Source organism: Shinella lacus (assembly GCF_010994755.1).
Classification (GTDB): Bacteria; Pseudomonadota; Alphaproteobacteria; order Rhizobiales; family Rhizobiaceae; genus Shinella; species Shinella lacus.
Map to the genome: position 1 here is coordinate 25,901 of NZ_WHSB02000023.1, position 19,086 is coordinate 44,986.

Here is a 19,086-nt window from a genome sequence, read left to right on the forward strand (position 1 = left end):
CGCGCAGATCGACAGGGTTCCGGTCTTCGCCGAACAGTTTCAATGGTGTCGGCGCGTTAGAACCCCTGATTTCGTAGCGGTTCATTCGTGTCGGTTGGGAGGCCTGACCATGAATGTGCACGTGACCGGCAACGATGTAGGTGCGAGGACGCTGGCGATCGTCGGCGAATTGAAGGGGCTCGAAGGGCCGCTTCTGCCCATCCTGCACGAAATCCAGGCGGAGTTCGGCTATGTGCCGCAGGAAAGCCTGCCGGTCATTGCCGAGCAGTTGAACCTGTCGCGCGCCGAGGTGCACGGCGTCGTCACCTTCTACCACGACTACCGCGACCACCCGACGGGGCGGCATGTGCTAAAGCTCTGTCGCGCCGAGGCCTGTCAGGCGATGGGCGGGGACGAGGTCGCCGAGCGCGTGAAATCGCTGCTCGGCATTGATTTCCACCAGACGACGCTGGACGGCGCGGTGACGCTGGAGCCCGTCTACTGTCTCGGGCTCTGTTCCTGCGCACCGGCCGCGATGTTCGACGGCGCGGTGCATGGAAGGGTCGATGCCGAACTTGCAAAAGAACTCGTCGCGGAGGCACGCCGATGACCGTTCGCATCTACGTTCCCCGCGATGCCGCAGCCCTTGCGCTTGGCGCCGACCGCGTTGCCAAGGCGCTTTCCCGCGAGGCGGAGACCCGCAAGCTCGACATCACGATCGTGCACAACGGCTCGCGCGGCATGCACTGGCTGGAGCCGCTGGTCGAGGTGGAGACGGCGCAAGGCCGCATCGCCTATGGCCCGGTCAAACCATCCGACGTCGCAGCCCTGCTCGACGCCGGGCTCCTCGAAGGTAAAGCGCATCCGCTCTGTCTTGGCGGAACGGAAGAGATTCCGTTCCTGAAGAACCAGACCCGGCTCACCTTCGCCCGCTGCGGCGTCATCGATCCCGTCTCGCTGGACGACTACAAGGCCCATGGCGGCCTGAAGGGCCTCGAAAACGCCATCGCAATGGCGCCCGCCGATGTCGTCAAGCAGGTCACTGACAGCGGCCTGCGCGGCCGCGGCGGCGCCGGCTTCCCCACGGGCATCAAGTGGAAGACCGTGCTGGATGCGCCGGGCGACCGCAAATACATCGTCTGCAACGCCGACGAAGGCGACAGCGGCACCTTTGCCGACCGCATGATCATGGAAGGCGATCCCTTCGTGCTGATCGAGGGCATGGCAATCGCCGGCCTTGCGACCGGCGCCACCAAGGGCTTCGTCTATATCCGCTCGGAATATCCGCAGGCGATCGACGCCATGAACGAGGCGGTCACAGTGGCGCGCGGCGCCGGCGTGCTCGGCCCCTCGGTGCTTGGTTCCGGCAAGGCCTTCGACATGGAAATCCGCGTCGGCGCCGGCGCCTATGTCTGCGGCGAGGAAACGGCGCTGCTCAACAGTCTGGAAGGCAAGCGCGGCATCGTGCGCGCCAAGCCGCCGCTGCCGGCATTGCAGGGTTTCATGGGCCGCCCGACGGTGGTCAACAACGTCATCTCGCTCGCCTCCGTGCCGATCATCATGGACAAGGGCGCTGATTTCTACCGAGACTTCGGCATGGGCCGCTCGCGCGGCACGATCCCGCTCCAGATCGCCGGCAACGTCAAGCACGGCGGCCTTTACGAGACCGCGTTCGGCCTGACGCTCGGCGAGATCATCGACGTCATCGGCGGCGGCACGGCCACCGGCCGTCCGGTGCGCGCCGTGCAGGTCGGCGGCCCGCTCGGCGCTTATTTCCCGCGCGCCCTGTTCGATACGCCCTTCGACTACGAGGCTTTCGCGGCCAAGGACGGCCTCATCGGCCACGCCGGCATCACCGTCTTCGACGACACGGTCGACATGCTGAAGCAGGCGCGCTTCGCCATGGAGTTCTGCGCCGTCGAAAGCTGCGGCAAGTGCACGCCCTGTCGCATCGGCTCGACGCGCGGCGTCGAGACGGCGGACCGGATCGCCCAGGGCATCGAGCCGGAGAAGAACCGCGAACTGCTCGCCGACCTCTGCAACACGATGAAATTCGGCTCGCTCTGCGCGCTGGGCGGCTTCACGCCCTATCCGGTGCTCAGCGCCATGAACCATTTCCCGGAGGACTTTTCGCCCGCACCGATGGTGGAGGCGGCGGAATGAGCGAAGCGGAAAAAGTCAAAGGCCCGGCCTCCTACTTTCCCTCGATCGAGAAGAAATACGGCCAGCCGATCGAACATTGGAAGACCATCATCCGCGCGCAGGATGGCAAGGCGCATATGCAGATCGTGGCGCTCCTGAAGGAAACGCACGGTCTCGGCCATGGCCATGCCAACGCGCTTGTTGCGGCAACGCTCGCCGATACGAAGTCCTAGAACAGAACCAAGTCGCCCGGGCACCGCCCGCGGCGCAAAAATTGATCCGGAGGTTCCCATGTCCCTCGTTCCCGAAATCGACTACGGCACGCCCGCATCCCGCGCGGAAAAGATGGTGACGCTCACCATCGACGGCAACGAGATCACCGTGCCCGAGGGCACCTCCATCATGCGCGCCTCCATGGAGGCTGGCATCCAGGTGCCGAAACTCTGCGCCACCGACATGGTGGACGCCTTCGGTTCCTGCCGCCTCTGTCTCGTCGAGATCGAGGGCCGCAACGGCACACCCGCCTCCTGCACCACGCCTGTCGCGCCGGGCCTCGTCGTCCATACCCAGACGAGCCGGCTGAAGACCATCCGCAAGGGCGTGATGGAGCTCTACATCTCCGACCACCCGCTCGACTGTCTCACCTGTGCGGCAAACGGCGACTGCGAATTGCAGGACATGGCCGGCGCCGTCGGCCTGCGCGACGTGCGCTACGGCTATGAGGGCGACAACCACGTCAAGGCGCGCAGCAACGGCGAGACGAACGCCCGCTGGATGCCGAAGGACGAATCGAACCCCTATTTCACCTATGACCCATCGAAATGCATCGTCTGTTCGCGCTGCGTGCGCGCCTGCGAAGAGGTGCAGGGCACCTTCGCGCTGACGATCGAAGGCCGCGGTTTCGACAGCCGCGTTTCGCCAGGCATGCACGAGCATTTCATCGATTCGGAATGCGTCTCCTGCGGCGCCTGCGTGCAGGCCTGCCCGACGGCGACGCTCACCGAAAAATCGGTCATCGCCATCGGCCAGCCGGAACATTCCCTCGTCACCACCTGCGCCTATTGCGGCGTCGGCTGCTCCTTCAAGGCGGAAATGCGCGGCGAGGAACTGGTGCGCATGGTGCCCTGGAAGGACGGCCAGGCCAACCGCGGCCATTCCTGCGTCAAGGGCCGCTTCGCTTATGGCTATTCGACCCATCGCGACCGCATCCTCAACCCGATGGTCCGCGAAAAGATTTCGGACCCGTGGCGCGAAGTGACCTGGGAAGAGGCCTATGCCCATGTCGCCGCGGAGTTCCGCCGCATCCAGTATCAGTACGGCCGTGATTCGATCGGCGGCATCACCTCGTCGCGCTGTACGAACGAAGAGACCTATCTGGTCCAGAAGCTGATCCGCGCAGGCTTCGGCAACAACAATGTCGATACCTGCGCCCGCGTCTGTCATTCGCCGACCGGCTACGGCCTCGGCCAGGCCTTCGGCACCTCCGCCGGCACGCAGAATTTCGATTCGGTCGAGCACACGGACGTTGTCATCGTCATCGGCGCCAACCCGACGGACGGCCACCCGGTCTTCGCCTCGCGCCTCAAGAAGCGCCTGCGCCAGGGCGCCAAGCTGATCGTCATCGATCCGCGCCGCACCGAACTCGTCTCCTCGCCGCATATCAAGGCATCCCATCACCTACCCCTGAAGCCCGGCACGAACGTCGCCGTCGTCACGGCACTCGCCCATGTCATCGTGACGGAAGGCCTCTACGACGAAAAATTCATCCGCGAGCGTTGCGACTGGTCGGAATTCGAGGACTGGGCGTCCTTCGTCGCCGAACCGCGCCACAGCCCGGAGGCGATCGAGCCCTTCAGCGGCGTGCCGGCGGAAGAGTTGCGCGGCGCCGCCAGGCTCTTCGCCACCGGCGGCAACGGCTCGATCTACTACGGCCTCGGCGTCACCGAACACAGCCAGGGCTCGACGACCGTCATGGCTATCGCCAACCTCGCCATGGCGACCGGCAATATCGGCCGCCCCGGCGTCGGCGTGAACCCGCTGCGCGGCCAGAACAACGTGCAGGGCTCGTGCGACATGGGCTCCTTCCCGCATGAACTGCCGGGCTACCGCCACATCTCTGACGACGCGACGCGCGACATCTTCGAAAAGCTCTGGGGCGTGAAGCTCAACAACGAGCCGGGCCTGCGCATCCCCAACATGCTGGACGCTGCCGTCGAGGGCACGTTCAAGGGCATCTACATCCAGGGCGAGGACATCCTCCAGTCCGACCCGGACACCAAACACGTCTCGGCTGGCCTGGCCGCGATGGAATGCGTCGTCGTGCAGGATCTCTTCCTCAACGAGACGGCGAACTATGCCCACGTCTTCCTGCCGGGCTCGACCTTCCTGGAAAAGGACGGCACCTTCACCAATGCCGAGCGCCGCATCAACCGCGTGCGCCGCGTCATGACGCCGAAGAACGGTTATGCGGACTGGGAAGTCACCCAGAACCTCGCACAGGCGATGGGCCTCAACTGGAACTACAACCATCCGTCAGAGATCATGGACGAGATTGCGGCGACGACGCCGAGCTTCGCGCTCGTCTCCTACGACTATCTGGAAAAGGTCGGCTCGGTGCAGTGGCCCTGCAACGAAAAGAACCCGCAGGGCTCGCCGATCATGCACATCAACGGCTTCGTACGCGGCAAGGGTAAGTTCATACGCACGGAATATGTCGCGACCGACGAAAAGACCGGCCCGCGCTTCCCGCTGCTGCTCACCACCGGCCGCATCCTCAGCCAGTACAATGTCGGCGCTCAGACGCGGCGCACGGAAAACGTCGTCTGGCACGAGGAGGACCGGCTGGAAATTCATCCGCACGACGCGGAAAACCGCGGCATCCGCGACGGCGATTGGGTGCGCCTTGCCAGCCGCGCCGGCGAGACGACCTTGCGCGCGCTCGTGACCGACCGCGTGGCGCCGGGCGTTGTCTACACGACCTTCCACCACCCGACGACGCAGGCCAACGTCATCACCACCGATTTCTCGGACTGGGCGACCAATTGTCCGGAGTATAAGGTGACGGCCGTGCAGATCTCGCCGTCGAACGGCCCGTCCGACTGGCAGATCGAATATGACGAACTCGCCCGCCAGTCGCGCCGGATCAGCGGCAAGCTGGAGGCAGCAGAATAGGATCCCGCGTGCCGGACTTTTCCACGTCGACCAAGGTTCCGGAGACCGCCCGCCGCAACGGGCGGCTCACCGCCGGTGACCGCTTCGTGCCGGAGGAAACCCCGGTCGCCTTCTCCTATGCCGGCTCGACCCATGCCGTGATGATGGCGAGCCCGGCCGATCTCGAAGATTTCGCCGTCGGCTTCAGCCTGACGGAGGGCATCATCAGCGACCCCTCCGAGATCGAGACAATCGAGGTGGTGGCCGAAGACAAGGGCATCGACGTGCAGGTCCGGCTTGCCGATCCGCAGAACGACGCGCTGACCGCCCGCCGCCGCCACATGGCCGGCCCCGTGGGCTGCGGCCTGTGCGGCATCGAATCGATCGAACAGGCCGTGCGCGTGACGCCCTCCGTGCGTTCGTCGACGCTTACGCTCACCGAAGACGAGGTGGCGGACGCCGTTCGTCTGCTGAACGGCCAGCAGCCGTTGCATATGGTGACGCGCGCCGTGCATGGCGCAGGTTTCTACGTGCCGGGCACCGGCCTCATCGCAGTGCGCGAAGATGTCGGCCGGCACAATGCACTCGACAAGCTTGTTGGCGCCGCGCGCCGCGCCGGGCATGTGGGCAGCGCCGGTGCCGTCGTCGTGACGAGCCGCGTTTCCGTCGAGATGGTGCAGAAGACGGCGATCATCGGCAGCCCCTTCATCATCGCCATCTCCGCACCCACCGCGCTCGCCATCCGCACGGCGGAGGACGCCGGCATGACGCTGATCGCGCTGGTGCGCGGCGAGGAATTCGAGATTTTCACCGGTGCGGAGCGCATCGTGTCCGGCGCGGAACGGCGCCTGGGCAACGGTTAGGAGCCAAACATGTCGGAAGGCAGCAAAATCCCGAGAATGGCGAACCAGATCGCCACCTTCTTCCACTCGCAGCCCGCAAGCGAGGGGCCGAACGGTGTGGCGACCCACATCAACAAGTTCTGGGAGCCCCGCATGCGCCGGCAGCTTTTCGATATCGTCGACAATCACGGCGGCGAAGGGCTGGACAGCCTCGTCCTGCAAGCCGTGCCGCTGATCCACCGTCCGCCGCCGGCCGAAGTGCCGCCGGCGCGCGAAAACAGCGCGCCACCCGCACCCTGAGACCACCCCCCGTGAAACGCCAACGGCCGGCATTGCTGCCGGCCGTTTTTTCATGCCGCGATGCGCGCTTAGAACTCTTCCCAGTTCTCCGCTGCCTGCGCCGAGGAGCCACGCGGCGCCCGCTGGGTGCGCGCCACGGCATGAAGCTGCGATACGGGTGCCGGCGACGGCGCCCGCTGGGCCGGCTGGGCATTGCCGGCAAGCTTGAAGCGGCGGATGAGGGTGTGCAGCGCGTCTGCCTCGCGCGCCATGGCGTGGCTGGCCGCCGTGCTTTCCTCGACCATTGCCGCATTCTGCTGCGTCGCCTGGTCCATGGAATTGACCGACTGGTTGATCTCACGAAGCCCGGTTGATTGTTCGCGCGAGGCCTCGACGATCGCCGCCACGTTGGAGTGGACCTCCTGCACCTGGCCAAGGATTTCCTGCAAAGCGCGCCCGGTCTCGTTGACCAGCGCCACGCCGCTTTTCACCTGCTCGCCCGAGGTGTTGATCAGCGCCTTGATATCCTTGGCCGCACTGGCCGAGCGCTGCGCGAGTTCGCGCACTTCCTGCGCCACGACGGCAAAGCCCTTGCCCGCTTCGCCCGCCCGCGCCGCTTCCACGCCAGCATTCAGCGCCAGGAGATTGGTCTGGAAGGCGATATCGTCGATGACGCCGATGATGTTGGAGATTTCGCGCGAGGACTGCTCGATCTGCCCCATCGCGCCGATCGCCTTCTTGACGACCTCGCCGGATTTTTCGGCACCCGACCGGGTCCTGGCGACGAGCGTCCCGGCTTCGTCGGCGCGGCGGCTCGAATCGGCGACCGTCGTGGTGATTTCATCGAGCGCCGCAGCGGTTTCCTCCACGGAGGCCGCCTGCTGCTCGGTGCGCCTGGCGAGATCGTCCGCAGCCGAGCGGATCTCCTGCGCACCCGAGGCAATGGCGTTGGCATTGGTCTCGACCGTGCGCATCGCGTCATGCAGGCCGGCGACCGCTTCGTTGAAATCCCTGCGCACCGCTTCCATCGAGGGAACGAAGGCCTTGGTGAGATTTTGCGTCAGGTCGCCATCCGCCAGCGCCTTCAGCGCACCGCCGAGCATGTTGATGGCCGACATGCGTTCGGTCACGTCGGTGGCGAACTTGACGACCTTGTAGACCCGGCCGGTAAGGTCGCGGATCGGATTATAGGCCGCCTGGATCCAGATTTCCCGCCCGCCCTTGCCGTAGCGCACGAATTCGTTGGAGATGAATTGCCCGTCGGCGAGGTTCTTCCAGAAGTCCGCATAGGCCTGCGTCTGCACATAGGCGGGATCGCAGAACATCCGGTGATGCTTGCCGCGGATTTCCGAAAGATCGTAACCGAGCCCGGCGCAGAAATTCTCGTTGGCATAGAGGATTTCGCCGGTCGGCGTGAATTCGATGACGGCCTGCGAGCGCGAGATCGCGTCCAGCTTGCTGGCATCCTCCGAAGCGCGCATCTTCGCCTCGGTGATGTCGGTGGCGAACTTGACGACCTTGTAGGGCTTGCCGCGGCGCAGGATCGGATTGTACGAGGCCTGGATCCAGATCTCGCTGCCATCCTTGCGCAGGCGCTTGTAGCTGCTCGAATCATATTCGCCGCGTCCGAGCCGCGCCCAGAACTGGCGGTACTCCTCGCTCGCCGCATAACCGGCTTCGCAGAAGATGCGGTGGTGCTTACCGACGATGTCCTTCAGGTCATAACCGAGCGCCCGGCAGAAATTCTCGTTGGCGGACAGAATAGTGCCGGTAAGATCGAACTGGATCACGGCCTGCGAACGTGACAGCGCGTCGAATATTTGGCCCGCATCCATGGACTTCGCGAATGAAAGCATGACCTGTCCCTCTGTGCGATCGTCAAGACTTGCCGGATGGCGCGCGGCGATCGTCGGTTGTTGACGTTCCTGCACGGAGCACCTTGGCGACCGTGCACGATCTGCGGTGAATACATCTTCGCGGGAGGCGTCATGCCGGACCGAAGAAATTTCCTTCTACAATCAAAGATGGCGAAACAGACTTAAGATTTGATGAAAATCGAGCGGCGACTTTTTGGATCTGTTATATAACAATAACTTACGGATAGACTGGAAAACGAGGTATTCACGTAACGTCAGGCAAGCGATTACCTGATGATTCTCGAATTCACTCGAAAGTTGCGTTTTTAAGTAGACAATAAAAAACCGCCGTGCAAACGCACGGCGGTTCCGGCATGTCGTGAATAGTTGAGGGCGATCAGGCCGCCATGTCTTCCACGTCGCGCTCCTTGAACATGCGCGACAGGTTGAGGAAGCAGATCATGCCGTTCTCGTGGGCGATGATGCCCTCGGCATAGGCCTTGTCGAAGGAAGTCGTCACTTCCGGCACGGGCTGGATCTGCTCGCTGCGGATGGTGAGGATGTCGGACACCCGGTCGACGACGAGGCCGACGACCATGCTGTGCACTTCGGCCACCACGATGGCGCTGCGCTCGTTGGCTTCCGTGCTCTTCATGCCGAGCTTGTGGGCGAGGTCGATGATCGGGATCACCGTGCCGCGCAGGTTCATCACGCCGATGACGTCCGGCGGCGAATGCGGGATCGGCGTGGACGGCGCCCAGCCGCGGATTTCGCGGATCGTGGTCGTCTTCACGCAGAATTCCTGATCATGCAGGCGGAATGCAATGATTTCGAGCGTGTCACCGGCAAAGCCAGTCGTCTTGATGGAGGTCATCGGGATCTTTCCAGTTGGATCTGCCCAGTTTGGTCTGCTTCGTGATGCGATCCTATGCATGCCCTGGTTAAAATCTTTCAAACGCCGGTCATTTGTCGTGCCGAAAATGCGGAAAGGCCCCGCGTCGCCGCAGGGCCTTCGATCTTTCCCGCCTGCCGCCGCCGTCAGGTGCGCAGCACGGCCTCGAACTGTTCGAGCGCCCAATCCACCTGGTCGCCGGTGATGACCAGCGGCGGGGCGATGCGGATCGTGTCGCCATGGGTATCCTTGGCGAGGATGCCGCGCTCCTTCAGCGCCTCGCAATATTTGCGTGCGCCGCCGGCGGCAGGGTCGAGCTCCACGGCCAGCATCAGGCCCCGGCCGCGCACGTCCTTGATGATATTGGAGCGGATGCCCTTGAGGCCTTCCTGGAAACGGTCGCCCATGCGCTCAGAATTGCCGATCATGTCCTCCTCGACCAGCACCTTCAGCGCGGCACGCGCGATGGCGCAGGCCAGCGGATTGCCGCCGAAGGTCGAGCCATGCTGGCCGGGCTGCAGCACGCCGAGCACTTCGCTGTTCGAAAGCACCGCCGAAACCGGATAGAAGCCGCCGGACAGCGCCTTGCCGACCAGCGTCACATCCGCCTCGATGCCCTCATGCTCCTCGGCGAGCAGCTTGCCGGTGCGGCCGAGGCCGGTCTGGATCTCATCGAGGATCAGCGTGATGCCATGTCTCGTGCAGAGCTCGCGCACCGCCGTGAAATAACCGGCCGGCGGAATGATCACACCCGCCTCGCCCTGGATCGGCTCGATCAGGAAGGCGACGGTATTTTCGTTGATCGCCGCGCGAAACGCATCGAGATCGCCGAAGGGCACGTGCCGGAAACCGGGGGCGAAGGGGCCGAAGCCGGTGCGCGCATCCGGATCCGTCGAGAACCCGACGATGCCCATGGTGCGGCCATGAAAATTGTTGGAGCACACGACGATCTCGGCGCGCCCTTCCGGCACGCCCTTCACCTCGTAGCCCCACTTGCGCACCGCCTTCACCGCGGTCTCCACGGCTTCCGCCCCGGAATTCATCGGCAGCACCTTGTGCGAACCGGTGAGCGCCGCGATCTCCTCGTAGAAATGCGCAAGCTGGTCGTTGCGGAAGGCGCGCGAGGTGAGCGTCAGCTTCTGCGCCTGCTCCACCATCGCCGCCAGGATTTTCGGATGGCAATGCCCCTGGTTGACCGCCGAATAGGCCGAAAGGCAGTCGAGATAGCGGTTGCCGTCGATATCCCAGACAAACACGCCCTCGCCGCGCGACAGCACGACGTCGAGCGGCTTGTAGTTATGGGCGCCGAGACGGTACTCGGTTTCGATCAGGCTTTCGGTCGACGGCGTCATAAGTCCTCCAGGGGTTCAGGCGCTGCGGGTCGGCCGGTCGAGAATGCGGCGCCCGAAGAGGCTTGCGGTCAGTTCGACGAGGATGCGCGCACTCTTGCCGCGATCGTCGAGGAACGGGTTCAGCTCGACGAGGTCGAGCGAGGAGACGAGGCCGCTGTCGCAGAGCATCTCCATGATGAGATGGGCCTCGCGGAAGGTCGCACCGCCCGGCACCGTGGTGCCGACGCCCGGCGCCAGTTCCGGATCGAGGAAATCGACGTCTAGGCTGACATGCAGCAGGCCGTTTGCCGCTTTGATGCGGGCGATGATGTCATGCATGATATGCGCCATGCCGGTTTCGTCGATCGAGCGCATGTCGTAGACATTGACGCCGTGCTCGGCGATCTCTTCGCGCTCGCGCGCATCGACGGAGCGGATACCGACCTGGAAGACATTCTTCGGATCGACCATCGGGCGGCCCGCTTCGAGGATCGGCGCGAATTCGGCCTCGCCGCAGAAAAAGGCGACCGGCATGCCGTGCATGTTGCCCGAGGGCGAGCTTGCCGGCGAGTTGAAGTCCGCATGCGCATCGAGCCAGAGCACGAAGAGCGGGCGGCCCACATCGGCGGCATAACGCGCCATGCCGGAGACGGAGCCCATCGACAGCGCGTGGTCGCCGCCGAGAATAAGCGGGAACTTTCCGCCGCGCGCCGCATCGTAGACCGCCGTGTCGAGCGCACGGGTGAAGGCCGCGACGATCTGCAGGTTGTTCGCCTTCGGATGGTTGGCGAGGTCGCGCGCCGGCAGCGGGCGCAGGTCGCCTTCGTCCGTCACCGTGTGCCCGAGTTCGATCAGGGTCGTGTCGACGCCCGCGATGCGCAGCGCCGTCGGCCCCATCGCCGCGCCGCGGCGGCCGGAACCTTCTTCGAGTGGTGCGCCGATCAGCGCGATGTGCTTGTCATTTTCAGCCATGGTTTCCCCGCAGGTGCGTGAGGGCCGGTACGCCCGGTTTTGCCCGATTATTACCCCTCACGCTGTTGGCAAAAAGAGGAAAAACTGACAAATAGGCGGCTCATTTCAGCATTTTGCAAAGCACCGGGCGACACAATGGTAAGTCTCGATGATCTCGACCACGCGCTGATCAGCGCGCTGCGCCACAATGCCCGCACGCCGGTCTCCTCGCTCGCCGCCGCCACAGGCGCCTCGCGGGCGACGGTGGCGGCGCGCATCGAGCGGCTCGTCTCATCGGGAACGATCGCCGCCTTCACCATCCGCACCGGCGCGGAGCTGACCGGAAGCGGCGTGCGCGCCATCGTCATGATCGAGGTGCACGGCAAGATGGCCGACCGCGTGGCCGCCCAGCTTCGCGGCCTGCCGCAGGTGCGCGCGCTGCACTCCACCAACGGCCGCTGGGATTTCATCGCCGAACTCGAAGACCGCGACCTCGGCACCTTCGACGAAACGCTCCACCGCATCCGCCTCATCGACGGCATCACGGTGACCGAGACGAATATTTTGCTGAAAACGACGAAGAACGCGCTGGCGTGAGCCGGCTCACCTGTTGCCCCACCCTGAACGTCATCCTCGGGTCAAGCCCGAGGATGACGTTCAGGGTGAGGCGAAGTGCGAGAGCCTATCGGCCTCAGTATTCCTTCTCGTAGAAGATACCCGCACCCGCGCTGCCCCCGCTGCCCGCTTCGCCGCGCAGTTTTAGCCCACGGCCGACATCGAGATTGATGACAGCCTTGGCGCCGTTGGTTTCCGGGTCCTGCTTCAGCTCGATATAGGTTCGCTCGTTCAGGTATTTGCCGGCCGAGACGGCCGCCCGGCCTTCGGCGTCGGTCGTGATGTCGAGGTCGTCGACGCCGAGCTTGCTGCGCAGGCTGTCGAGCAGTCCGGTCGAGCTGCCGCCGGCAAGCTGGCTTGCGGCGGAGGCGAGCTGCGCGATCTGCACTGCCGAAAGGTTCGACATCGAGCGGTTGAAGATGAGCTGTGCCAGGATTTCGTCCTGCGGCAGAGAGGGCGAGGAGGCGAAGGTGACCGTCGGATTGTTGGCTTGGCCCGCCACGGTGACGGTGATTTCCGTGGTGCCGGCCGTGCTTGCGGCGACCAGGTTGACCGTCGGCACGAGGCCGCCGGCAAAGCCGATATGGGCGCTGGTGAAATCGAGGCGGCGCGTCAGGATCTCCATGCGCCCGCGCCGAAGCTCGAAGCCGCCGGAGACGACAGGCGATGACGAGGTGCCGGTGATCTTCAGGCTGCCGCCGAGCTCCGCGTTGATGCCGCGTCCCCGTACGAAAAGCTGGCCCGGCGCCTCGATCGTCAGATCGAGCGCGATGCCCCGCGAGGCGCCATCGCCGCCGCCGCCCTGGTCGCGCTGGACATCCGCCGTCATGCGCTTGACGTCGGCCGGCGCGTTGCGGTGCTTGATGGCGATTTCGGAGAGCGAGGCCGGCAGTTTCTGCGGAATGGTGACGTTCGCCTTGTTGATGCGCACCTTGCCGCCCAGCGAGAGGGCCGCAACCGGCCCCTTCAGCGTCAGGTCGCCCGCGACATTGGCGGTCACCAGCGTGCCGTCAACATAGGTAATGTTGCCGAGCTTCACCGTGACGTCAACCGGGAAGCCGCTTGCCGGATCGATGCCGACGCGGCCGCTCGCCGAAAGCTGGCCACCGCTGGCGAGCTTGCCGGAGACGGTCTCGATCACCGCCTGGCGCCCGTCCATGGTGACGCGGATCGTCAGGTTCTCCACCGCGAGGTTGCGGCGCACATCGACGAGGCGCGCGCCGCCCGCCGTGATGCTGCCGGTAACCGACGGCGCCGCCGCCGTGCCGCCGATCGACACGTCGACATTGGCATTGCCGGTCAGCACGAAACCCTGCGCGGAGAGCTGCCCCTGCAACAGGCCGAACGGCACCGTGCCGTTGAATTTCAGCCCGAGCGGCGTGGCACCGCCGATGCCGACCGTGCCGCCGCCGCGGAAGGAAAGACCACCGGCGCCGGAGAGCACCGTATCGAGCCGGACCTGGTTGTTCGCGAAGGCGCCCTTGGCATTGATGCTGAGCGCGCCGATGCCCGCCCCGCGGGTCTGGCTCGTCTGCGCCCCGCTCCAGTCGAGCGCGTAGTCGACGACGGGTGCCGCCGCCCGGCCCTTGACCGTCACCGTGCCGCTGATTGCACCCTCGGCACCGAGACCGGCCGCAAAATTATTGACGAGATCGGCCGGCAGCGCACTGAGGCGAAGCGACAGATCGAGCGTCTCCCCCGCCCGGCCGGAGACCGCGACGGAGCCGCGGCCTGCCTGGATCGTGAGCCCGTCGAGCGTCGCCACACCATTGGTGACGCCGATGGTCGTCGGCTTGGCGAGCTTCAGCGCGATGCGCCGCGGTGCCGCTTCGAAGGCCTGCAAGGCGACATCGAGGCCGCCGTCTCGCTGGAGGACCTTGCCCTTCGTCACGAGCGGCGCGCCGTCGAGCCGGCCGGCGAGATCGAAATTGGTCGCTTGCCCTTCGCGCGAAAAATCGAGGCGCAGCGCGTCAAGCCGGTTCTCGCCGGACGCGATCCGCTCGGCGCGCACCGTGCCGGTGATCGCGGCGGTGGCAAGGTCGGCGATGGTGAGATCGACGGCCGGCTTGGTGATGCTCACCGCGTCGCGCCGGATGGCGGAGCCGGACGCCTGCACCGTCGCCGATGTCTTGCCGTTGGTCGTCGCGATTTCCACCTGGCCGGCGAGGTCGCCGGCCGCCTGCTGGCCGGCCATGGCGGCGAGCAGGCCAAGATCCGGGAAATTGAAGCGGATGATGCCGTTCGGCATGAAATTCTCGGCGAGTGCCAGCGACCCCTTCAGTGTGTTCGGGCCGATTTCCGCCTCCAGCACCGGCACCGAGATGCGCCCGCCTTCCGACGTAATGTTGGAACGCACGTTGATCGGCTGCCCGTCGAGCGCGCCGGTCGCCGTCAATTCGCCGGACGGGCTGTCGGCAACGGCTTTGCCGGTGAGCGTCACGACGAGATCGCTGAGTGTGCGGCCGGAGAGCGTCGCGCCGCTCGATGTGACCTTGGCCGAAACATCGAGCCCCTGCACCGGCCCGGTCGCGGAAAGCTCGAAGGCCGCCTCGCCCGAGGCATCCGCGAGCAGCTTGCCGAGGTTGAGCACCTTGCCGGTCAGTGCGGCGTCGAGATTGCCGCCGCCGAGCGACACCGTGCCCGCAGTCTCCAGCGTGCCGGACTTGACCTGAAGGCCGGAGACCTGGACGCCGCCGTCGCTCGCCAGTTGGACCCGTCCTTCCATCGCGATCGTCGTGTCGAACTTGCCGGACAGCGCCGGCGGCAGGACGGCCGGCAGCGCGAAGAGCCGGAAGTTGACATCCGCCTCGCGGCTTTCGAGGCCGTAGCGGCCCGAGAGCGTGCCGCCGATGCTGGCGCTCTCGAGCGTCGCGGGGTCGAAGGCGATCTCGCTTGGCGACACGTTCAGCGTAGCGACGAGCTTCGCGGGACCTTTCACCATACGGTCGAGATCGGCATTGGCAAATGCCGTACCACCCGTTTCCAGCGTCACATCCACGCGGCCGGACTGGCTTGCGACGTTGAAGGCATCGCTCCTGGCCGAAAGGCGGACGTTTTCCACCCTACCGGCCGGCAGCTCGGCGGAAACGACCGTCGCATCCACCTGGAGCGCCGCAGCACTCGCCTCGCCGGTCAGTGAAATATCGGCGCCGTCGATCAGCACGCGCGCATCGCCCCCGGCCAGCGGCCAGCGGAAATCGATCGGCCCATCCCGGCCGGCCAGTTTCACGTCGAGGTCGTTTGCGCCCTTGGCGCTGACGGTGCCCGATGCGCCGAGCGTCATCGCGCCGGTCGAAATCGAGCCTTTCTCGATGCGCAGCATGTCCGAGCCGTCGAAGGCCGCGACGACATCGATGCCGGTCTCGCCGGCAAAGAGCGGGCGAAGCTGCGGCGGCATCAGCGCGTCGAACGTTCCGCCGCCGCTGAGCGCGATCGTGTGCAGCCCATTAGCCGAGAGGTCATGGCGCCCGTCGACGCGCAGCATTTCCGTGCCGTCGAGGGCTGCGGAAAGGCGGCCAGTCCATTCGGAGAGCGGGCCATCACCCGTGAGCCGGATCGCGACGGCGGGATCGTTCGGCAGCTTCAGCAGTGCCGCCAGCAGCCCGCCCTTCGGCTCGGCGACGTCGGCTTCCAGGCGAAGCTGGTTGTCGGCCGGGTTGAAGACGATGTCGGCGTTGACGCGGGCATCGGGCCGCGCCTGTTCCGAGGCGGAAAGCTTGACCGCGACGCTATCGGCCGTGGCATCGCCACTGCCCGACAGGACGATGCGCTGGTCGCGGCCCGCGACCGTGCCCGATACGAAAAGCTCCGGAACCTCCAGCGCGTCGACATGAACCTCTACCGGCAGCGTGAACGGCGTATCGGATTTCTCCGCATCCGGCTTGGGCTCCGGCAGGCGCAGCAGGGAGACGGACGAGGCGGCAATGCGCTCGGCATCGAAGCTGAAGAACAACAGTTCCCACGGCGACCAGTCGACCGCGAGGTCGCGGATTTCCGCATAGGTGCCCTTGTCGTCGCCGATGGTGATCGTGCCGGCCCGCAGCTTGCCGGTGAGCAGGCCGGACGGTTCGCTGATCGAGATGACCTGTCCGCTCGCAGCCGCGATCTTCTCCACCTGCGAAACCGCAAAACGCGCGCCCGCATCGGTAAAACCGACAAATCCGATCGCCGCGACAAGAACAACCAGCACAAGCACGAGGGCGTAGCCGATATATCGAAGCGTGGCGCGGAGAATTCGGGACAGCCTGTTCATGCATCATCCATTTCGCGTGCGGGGAGCGCAAACATTCGCTCCTCAACGTCTTGAATCCAAATCGCGCAATCGATCAAGAGCCTAGACGAAAATTGGGGCGACAGTCAGAAGGACTGGCCGATACCGGCATAAACCCCGAAAGAGGTTCCGCCCGGATATTTCTTGAGCGGCACCGCGACATCGAGCCGGAGCGGCCCGAACGGCGTCGCGTAGCGCAGGCCGATGCCGGCACCCGCCCGGATATCGTTGAAATCCGGCACCTCGTCCGTCGAAACCGTGCCGACATCGAGGAAAGGCACGACGCCGATCGTCTCGGTGACGCCGATGCGCGCCTCCGCCGAGGCTGCCACGTAGGAGCGGCCGCCGAGCAGCTTGTTGCGGCTGTCGCGCGGCGAAATCTCCTGGTAGCCGTAACCGCGCACCGTGCCGCCACCACCCAGGAAGAAGCGCCGCGTCGCCGGAATGTCGGAGAGTTCGTCGCCGCCGATGATCGTGCCGGCCGCGATCTTTCCGGCCAGCACGAAGCGTTTTTCCTCGCCGAGCGCCTGGTAGCCGGTGATCGCGCCTTCGAAGCTGGAGAAGAAGGTGCCGCGCTCGATCTCGTAGCTCGGCTTCGCGCTCAGCATCGCGCGATAGCCTTCCGTCGGGTTCAGCTTGTCGTCGCGCGTGTCACGCACATATTCGATCGGAATGGCGACGGTGAGATAGTTGTTCTTGCCGAAGGCGTCGTCGACGTCGCTCCACATGACCTCGCCGCCGCCGCTCACCGTATCCGTATCGGAAAGCTCGATCGCGACGCCGGCAGCCCCCGTGATCGTGAAGGCCCTGTAGGCATCCGGATCGACGATCGAGGCCTTCACGCTGGCATTGAACGTGGTCGCCGGCCCGAAGGCGCCGGGCTTGGAGAACAGGATGGCACTCGAATAATCGAGATTGCCGACATCCTTGGTCTCGCCGATCCGGTTGATCGCCCCTTCCACGCGCAGCGATTCCGCCTCGCCGAACAGGTTGCGATGGCCCCAATAGCCCTGCAGGCCCAGACCGTCGGTGTTGGAAACCTGCGCGCCGACGCCGAAATAGCGGTGTTTGCCCTCGGAGACCTCGATGGTCATCGGCAGCGAACCATCCGGCGCCAGCTTGTCTGCCTCGCGGATCGTGACGCTGGAGAAGACGCCGAGCGTGCGCAGTCGTTCGGCGGCCTTTGTCAGCGCCTCCGGCGAATAGGGCTGGCCGGCATTGATGCGCGAATAGCGCTGCACGAAACCCGGATCGACCGTCTTGGTGCCGGTCACGCCGACCTCGCCGACAGGCGCCACCGGCCCGCCCTCGGCGGCGATCACCACATCCACGGTCTGCGTCTTGTGGTCGGCCGTGGCGTTGCGTTCCGTCAGCTTGGCAAGCGGCCGGCCTTCCGCCTTGAGATCGACGACCATCTTCTCGCCGGCCTTCAGGATGATGGTGGAATCGGCCCGGGCACCGGGCACCAGCCCGTAGTCGGCCGGATTGCGCCCCTCGGCATCACCGGAAAAGACGACGTCGCCGAAGGTGAAGGCCGGGCCGGGCTCGACGCTGATCGTCACCGGGATGGCGCCGCTCGTGTTGAATTCCGGATTGGGCGGCAGGGAATCGAGGTCCTGGCCGTCGATGGTGACCGTCACCACGCCGCCGTAGCGGGCGTTTTCATAGAGCGCGGCGAGGATGCGGTCGCGGTCGTCACGCGCCTTGATGACGAGGCCGAGATCGCCGGAAACCGGCGTGCCCTCGTCCTGCTTGAGGCGCGCCGTGTTCTCGATCGCCTCTTTCAGGTCGCCGTCGTCCGTGCCCGGCTCAAGCGTCAGTGTGTAGTTGACGGGATCGATGACGGCGTTGGTTTCCTCCTCGTCCTCGAAGAACTTCATGCCGAAGATTTCGAAGGCCGAGGCCGGTCCGACGGAAAGCGGGCCGCAGAACAACGCGGCAGCAACCGCGAGCGCGGTGCCAGCTCTCAGAAACGCAAAACTCTTTTCCGGCCGGTTCACTTTATCCCGCATCCGCAGTTGTCCGTCGCCTTTACTCCTTGGGGTGCGGGGCAAACGGCGGACCGGCAGCTTCCGTCACAAACTTCGGGCGCTCTGGTTCATCCAGAGCTTTCAGGCAGGAAAAGACCCTAACGCGTTAGGTTTTCCGTAATGTTAACGGTGGTTTTACACGGATGGAAACAAGATTTGAAGCACCGGAGCGGTGATTTTACGTCACACTCGCAAAAGCAAAAGCCCCGGAGACACTCCGGGGCTTCGTATAGGTTGCATGAATTGGGGTATTAGTAACCCGACGGGCACCGGTCGATATAGCGGCGGCCGTAGCGGTCACGGTAGTAGCACTGGCCCGGCTGTTCGGAAACGCTGCCGATGACAGCACCCGAAACGCCGCCGATGGCAGCACCCACGGCAGCACCGCGGACGTCACCCGTGACGGCGCCACCGATGATCGCGCCGGAGACGGCGCCGATACCCGCACCCTTTTCCGTCTGCGTGCAGCTGGCGACGGCGAGGCCGACCAGAACGAGCGCAATGACTTTCTTCATGAAGATCTTCTCCAAAGTTGAGTGGCGGCCGCGTTTGCCGGGTCCGCCTATCCCCTTCTACTCAGACACATACCGGGGCCGTCATCGACGGTTGGTCTGTCCGGGATCGAAAATATACTCGGAAATCGGGAAGTCCATGCCATTCAACTATTTTTTTGAGCGGCGAATAAATATCGTTTCCATTTCGTTTGGTAAGCCCGCGCCTATCGGCGGTCACGAGAAATTTCGCCTGCG

14 protein-coding genes are annotated in these 19,086 nt (G+C 65.0%); 7 read left to right on the forward strand and 7 right to left on the reverse strand.

The annotated features are described in order from the left end of the window. The first annotated feature begins 109 nt into the window (after positions 1-109). The 6 genes from GB927_RS32285 to GB927_RS32310 are packed head-to-tail and all read left to right on the forward strand — an operon-like array spanning position 110 to position 6,413. Positions 110-589 (forward strand): formate dehydrogenase subunit gamma, encoded by a 480-nt coding sequence (locus tag GB927_RS32285; protein ID WP_256121292.1) that lies wholly within the window; start codon positions 110-112, stop codon positions 587-589. Further along, the gene (locus GB927_RS32290) at positions 586-2,142 is read left to right on the forward strand and encodes a formate dehydrogenase beta subunit (RefSeq protein WP_256121293.1); all 1,557 of its coding nucleotides are present in this window, start codon (positions 586-588) and stop codon (positions 2,140-2,142) included. The genes GB927_RS32285 and GB927_RS32290 overlap by 4 nt, the downstream gene beginning before the upstream one ends. After that, the gene (locus GB927_RS32295) at positions 2,139-2,354 is read left to right on the forward strand and encodes a DUF4287 domain-containing protein (protein WP_256121294.1); all 216 of its coding nucleotides are present in this window, start codon (positions 2,139-2,141) and stop codon (positions 2,352-2,354) included. The genes GB927_RS32290 and GB927_RS32295 overlap by 4 nt, the downstream gene beginning before the upstream one ends. Positions 2,355-2,412: 58 nt before the next feature. After that, positions 2,413-5,292 (forward strand): formate dehydrogenase subunit alpha, encoded by a 2,880-nt coding sequence (gene fdhF, locus GB927_RS32300; RefSeq protein ID WP_256121295.1) that lies wholly within the window; start codon positions 2,413-2,415, stop codon positions 5,290-5,292. Between the two features lie 8 nt (positions 5,293-5,300). After that, positions 5,301-6,134, forward strand: coding sequence for a formate dehydrogenase accessory sulfurtransferase FdhD (fdhD, locus tag GB927_RS32305; RefSeq protein WP_256121296.1), 834 nt, complete (start codon positions 5,301-5,303; stop codon positions 6,132-6,134). A gap of 9 nt (positions 6,135-6,143) precedes the next feature. Next, positions 6,144-6,413: a formate dehydrogenase subunit delta gene (locus GB927_RS32310; protein WP_256121297.1), complete on the forward strand. Its 270-nt coding sequence runs from the start codon at positions 6,144-6,146 to the stop codon at positions 6,411-6,413. Between the two features lie 68 nt (positions 6,414-6,481). Here the strand turns inward: GB927_RS32310 and GB927_RS32315 are convergent, their stop codons facing one another. The 4 genes from GB927_RS32315 to rocF form a co-directional block, all read right to left on the reverse strand. Further along, positions 6,482-8,248 carry a methyl-accepting chemotaxis protein gene (locus GB927_RS32315; RefSeq protein ID WP_256121298.1) on the reverse strand — a complete coding sequence of 589 codons (1,767 nt, stop codon included), beginning with the start codon at positions 8,246-8,248 and terminating at the stop codon, positions 6,482-6,484. Positions 8,249-8,645: 397 nt separating this feature from the next. Further along, positions 8,646-9,122, reverse strand: a complete 477-nt coding sequence (locus tag GB927_RS32320) for a chemotaxis protein CheW (RefSeq protein ID WP_256121299.1) — start codon at positions 9,120-9,122, stop codon at positions 8,646-8,648. Between the two features lie 164 nt (positions 9,123-9,286). After that, positions 9,287-10,492 (reverse strand): ornithine--oxo-acid transaminase, encoded by a 1,206-nt coding sequence (gene rocD, locus GB927_RS32325; RefSeq protein WP_256121300.1) that lies wholly within the window; start codon positions 10,490-10,492, stop codon positions 9,287-9,289. Positions 10,493-10,507: 15 nt separating this feature from the next. Beyond that, positions 10,508-11,443: an arginase gene (gene rocF / locus GB927_RS32330; protein WP_256121301.1), complete on the reverse strand. Its 936-nt coding sequence runs from the start codon at positions 11,441-11,443 to the stop codon at positions 10,508-10,510. 135 nt (positions 11,444-11,578) lie between these two features. Here rocF and GB927_RS32335 point away from each other — a divergent pair, with 135 nt between their 5' ends. Further along, positions 11,579-12,019 (forward strand): Lrp/AsnC family transcriptional regulator, encoded by a 441-nt coding sequence (locus tag GB927_RS32335; RefSeq protein ID WP_256121302.1) that lies wholly within the window; start codon positions 11,579-11,581, stop codon positions 12,017-12,019. A gap of 94 nt (positions 12,020-12,113) precedes the next feature. On the opposite strand, the gene GB927_RS32340 is transcribed toward GB927_RS32335, so the two are convergent. From GB927_RS32340 to GB927_RS32350, 3 genes are all read right to left on the reverse strand, one after another. Beyond that, a complete protein-coding gene (locus GB927_RS32340; RefSeq protein ID WP_256121303.1) occupies positions 12,114-16,289 on the reverse strand; it encodes a translocation/assembly module TamB domain-containing protein in 4,176 nt (1,391 codons plus the stop codon). A 104-nt stretch (positions 16,290-16,393) separates the two neighbouring features. Then, positions 16,394-18,319 (reverse strand): autotransporter assembly complex protein TamA, encoded by a 1,926-nt coding sequence (locus GB927_RS32345; protein WP_256121304.1) that lies wholly within the window; start codon positions 18,317-18,319, stop codon positions 16,394-16,396. 269 nt (positions 18,320-18,588) lie between these two features. Further along, entirely contained in the window at positions 18,589-18,852 is a 264-nt protein-coding gene (locus GB927_RS32350; RefSeq protein WP_256121305.1) for a YMGG-like glycine zipper-containing protein, read from the reverse strand. Positions 18,853-19,086 lie beyond the last annotated feature (234 nt).

What these genes read in the sequence shown, in the direction of transcription:
- GB927_RS32285 (WP_256121292.1), top strand. Translation starts at nt 110, where the DNA reads ATGAATGTGCACGTGACCGGCAACGATGTAGGTGCGAGGACGCTGGCG.
- GB927_RS32290 (WP_256121293.1), top strand. Translation starts at nt 586, where the DNA reads ATGACCGTTCGCATCTACGTTCCCCGCGATGCCGCAGCCCTTGCGCTT.
- GB927_RS32295 (WP_256121294.1), top strand. Translation starts at nt 2,139, where the DNA reads ATGAGCGAAGCGGAAAAAGTCAAAGGCCCGGCCTCCTACTTTCCCTCG.
- fdhF (WP_256121295.1), top strand. Translation starts at nt 2,413, where the DNA reads ATGTCCCTCGTTCCCGAAATCGACTACGGCACGCCCGCATCCCGCGCG.
- GB927_RS32310 (WP_256121297.1), top strand. Translation starts at nt 6,144, where the DNA reads ATGTCGGAAGGCAGCAAAATCCCGAGAATGGCGAACCAGATCGCCACC.
- GB927_RS32315 (WP_256121298.1), bottom strand. Translation starts at nt 8,248, where the DNA reads ATGCTTTCATTCGCGAAGTCCATGGATGCGGGCCAAATATTCGACGCG.
- GB927_RS32320 (WP_256121299.1), bottom strand. Translation starts at nt 9,122, where the DNA reads ATGACCTCCATCAAGACGACTGGCTTTGCCGGTGACACGCTCGAAATC.
- rocD (WP_256121300.1), bottom strand. Translation starts at nt 10,492, where the DNA reads ATGACGCCGTCGACCGAAAGCCTGATCGAAACCGAGTACCGTCTCGGC.
- rocF (WP_256121301.1), bottom strand. Translation starts at nt 11,443, where the DNA reads ATGGCTGAAAATGACAAGCACATCGCGCTGATCGGCGCACCACTCGAA.
- GB927_RS32335 (WP_256121302.1), top strand. Translation starts at nt 11,579, where the DNA reads ATGGTAAGTCTCGATGATCTCGACCACGCGCTGATCAGCGCGCTGCGC.
- GB927_RS32340 (WP_256121303.1), bottom strand. Translation starts at nt 16,289, where the DNA reads ATGAACAGGCTGTCCCGAATTCTCCGCGCCACGCTTCGATATATCGGC.
- GB927_RS32345 (WP_256121304.1), bottom strand. Translation starts at nt 18,319, where the DNA reads ATGCGGGATAAAGTGAACCGGCCGGAAAAGAGTTTTGCGTTTCTGAGA.
- GB927_RS32350 (WP_256121305.1), bottom strand. Translation starts at nt 18,852, where the DNA reads ATGAAGAAAGTCATTGCGCTCGTTCTGGTCGGCCTCGCCGTCGCCAGC.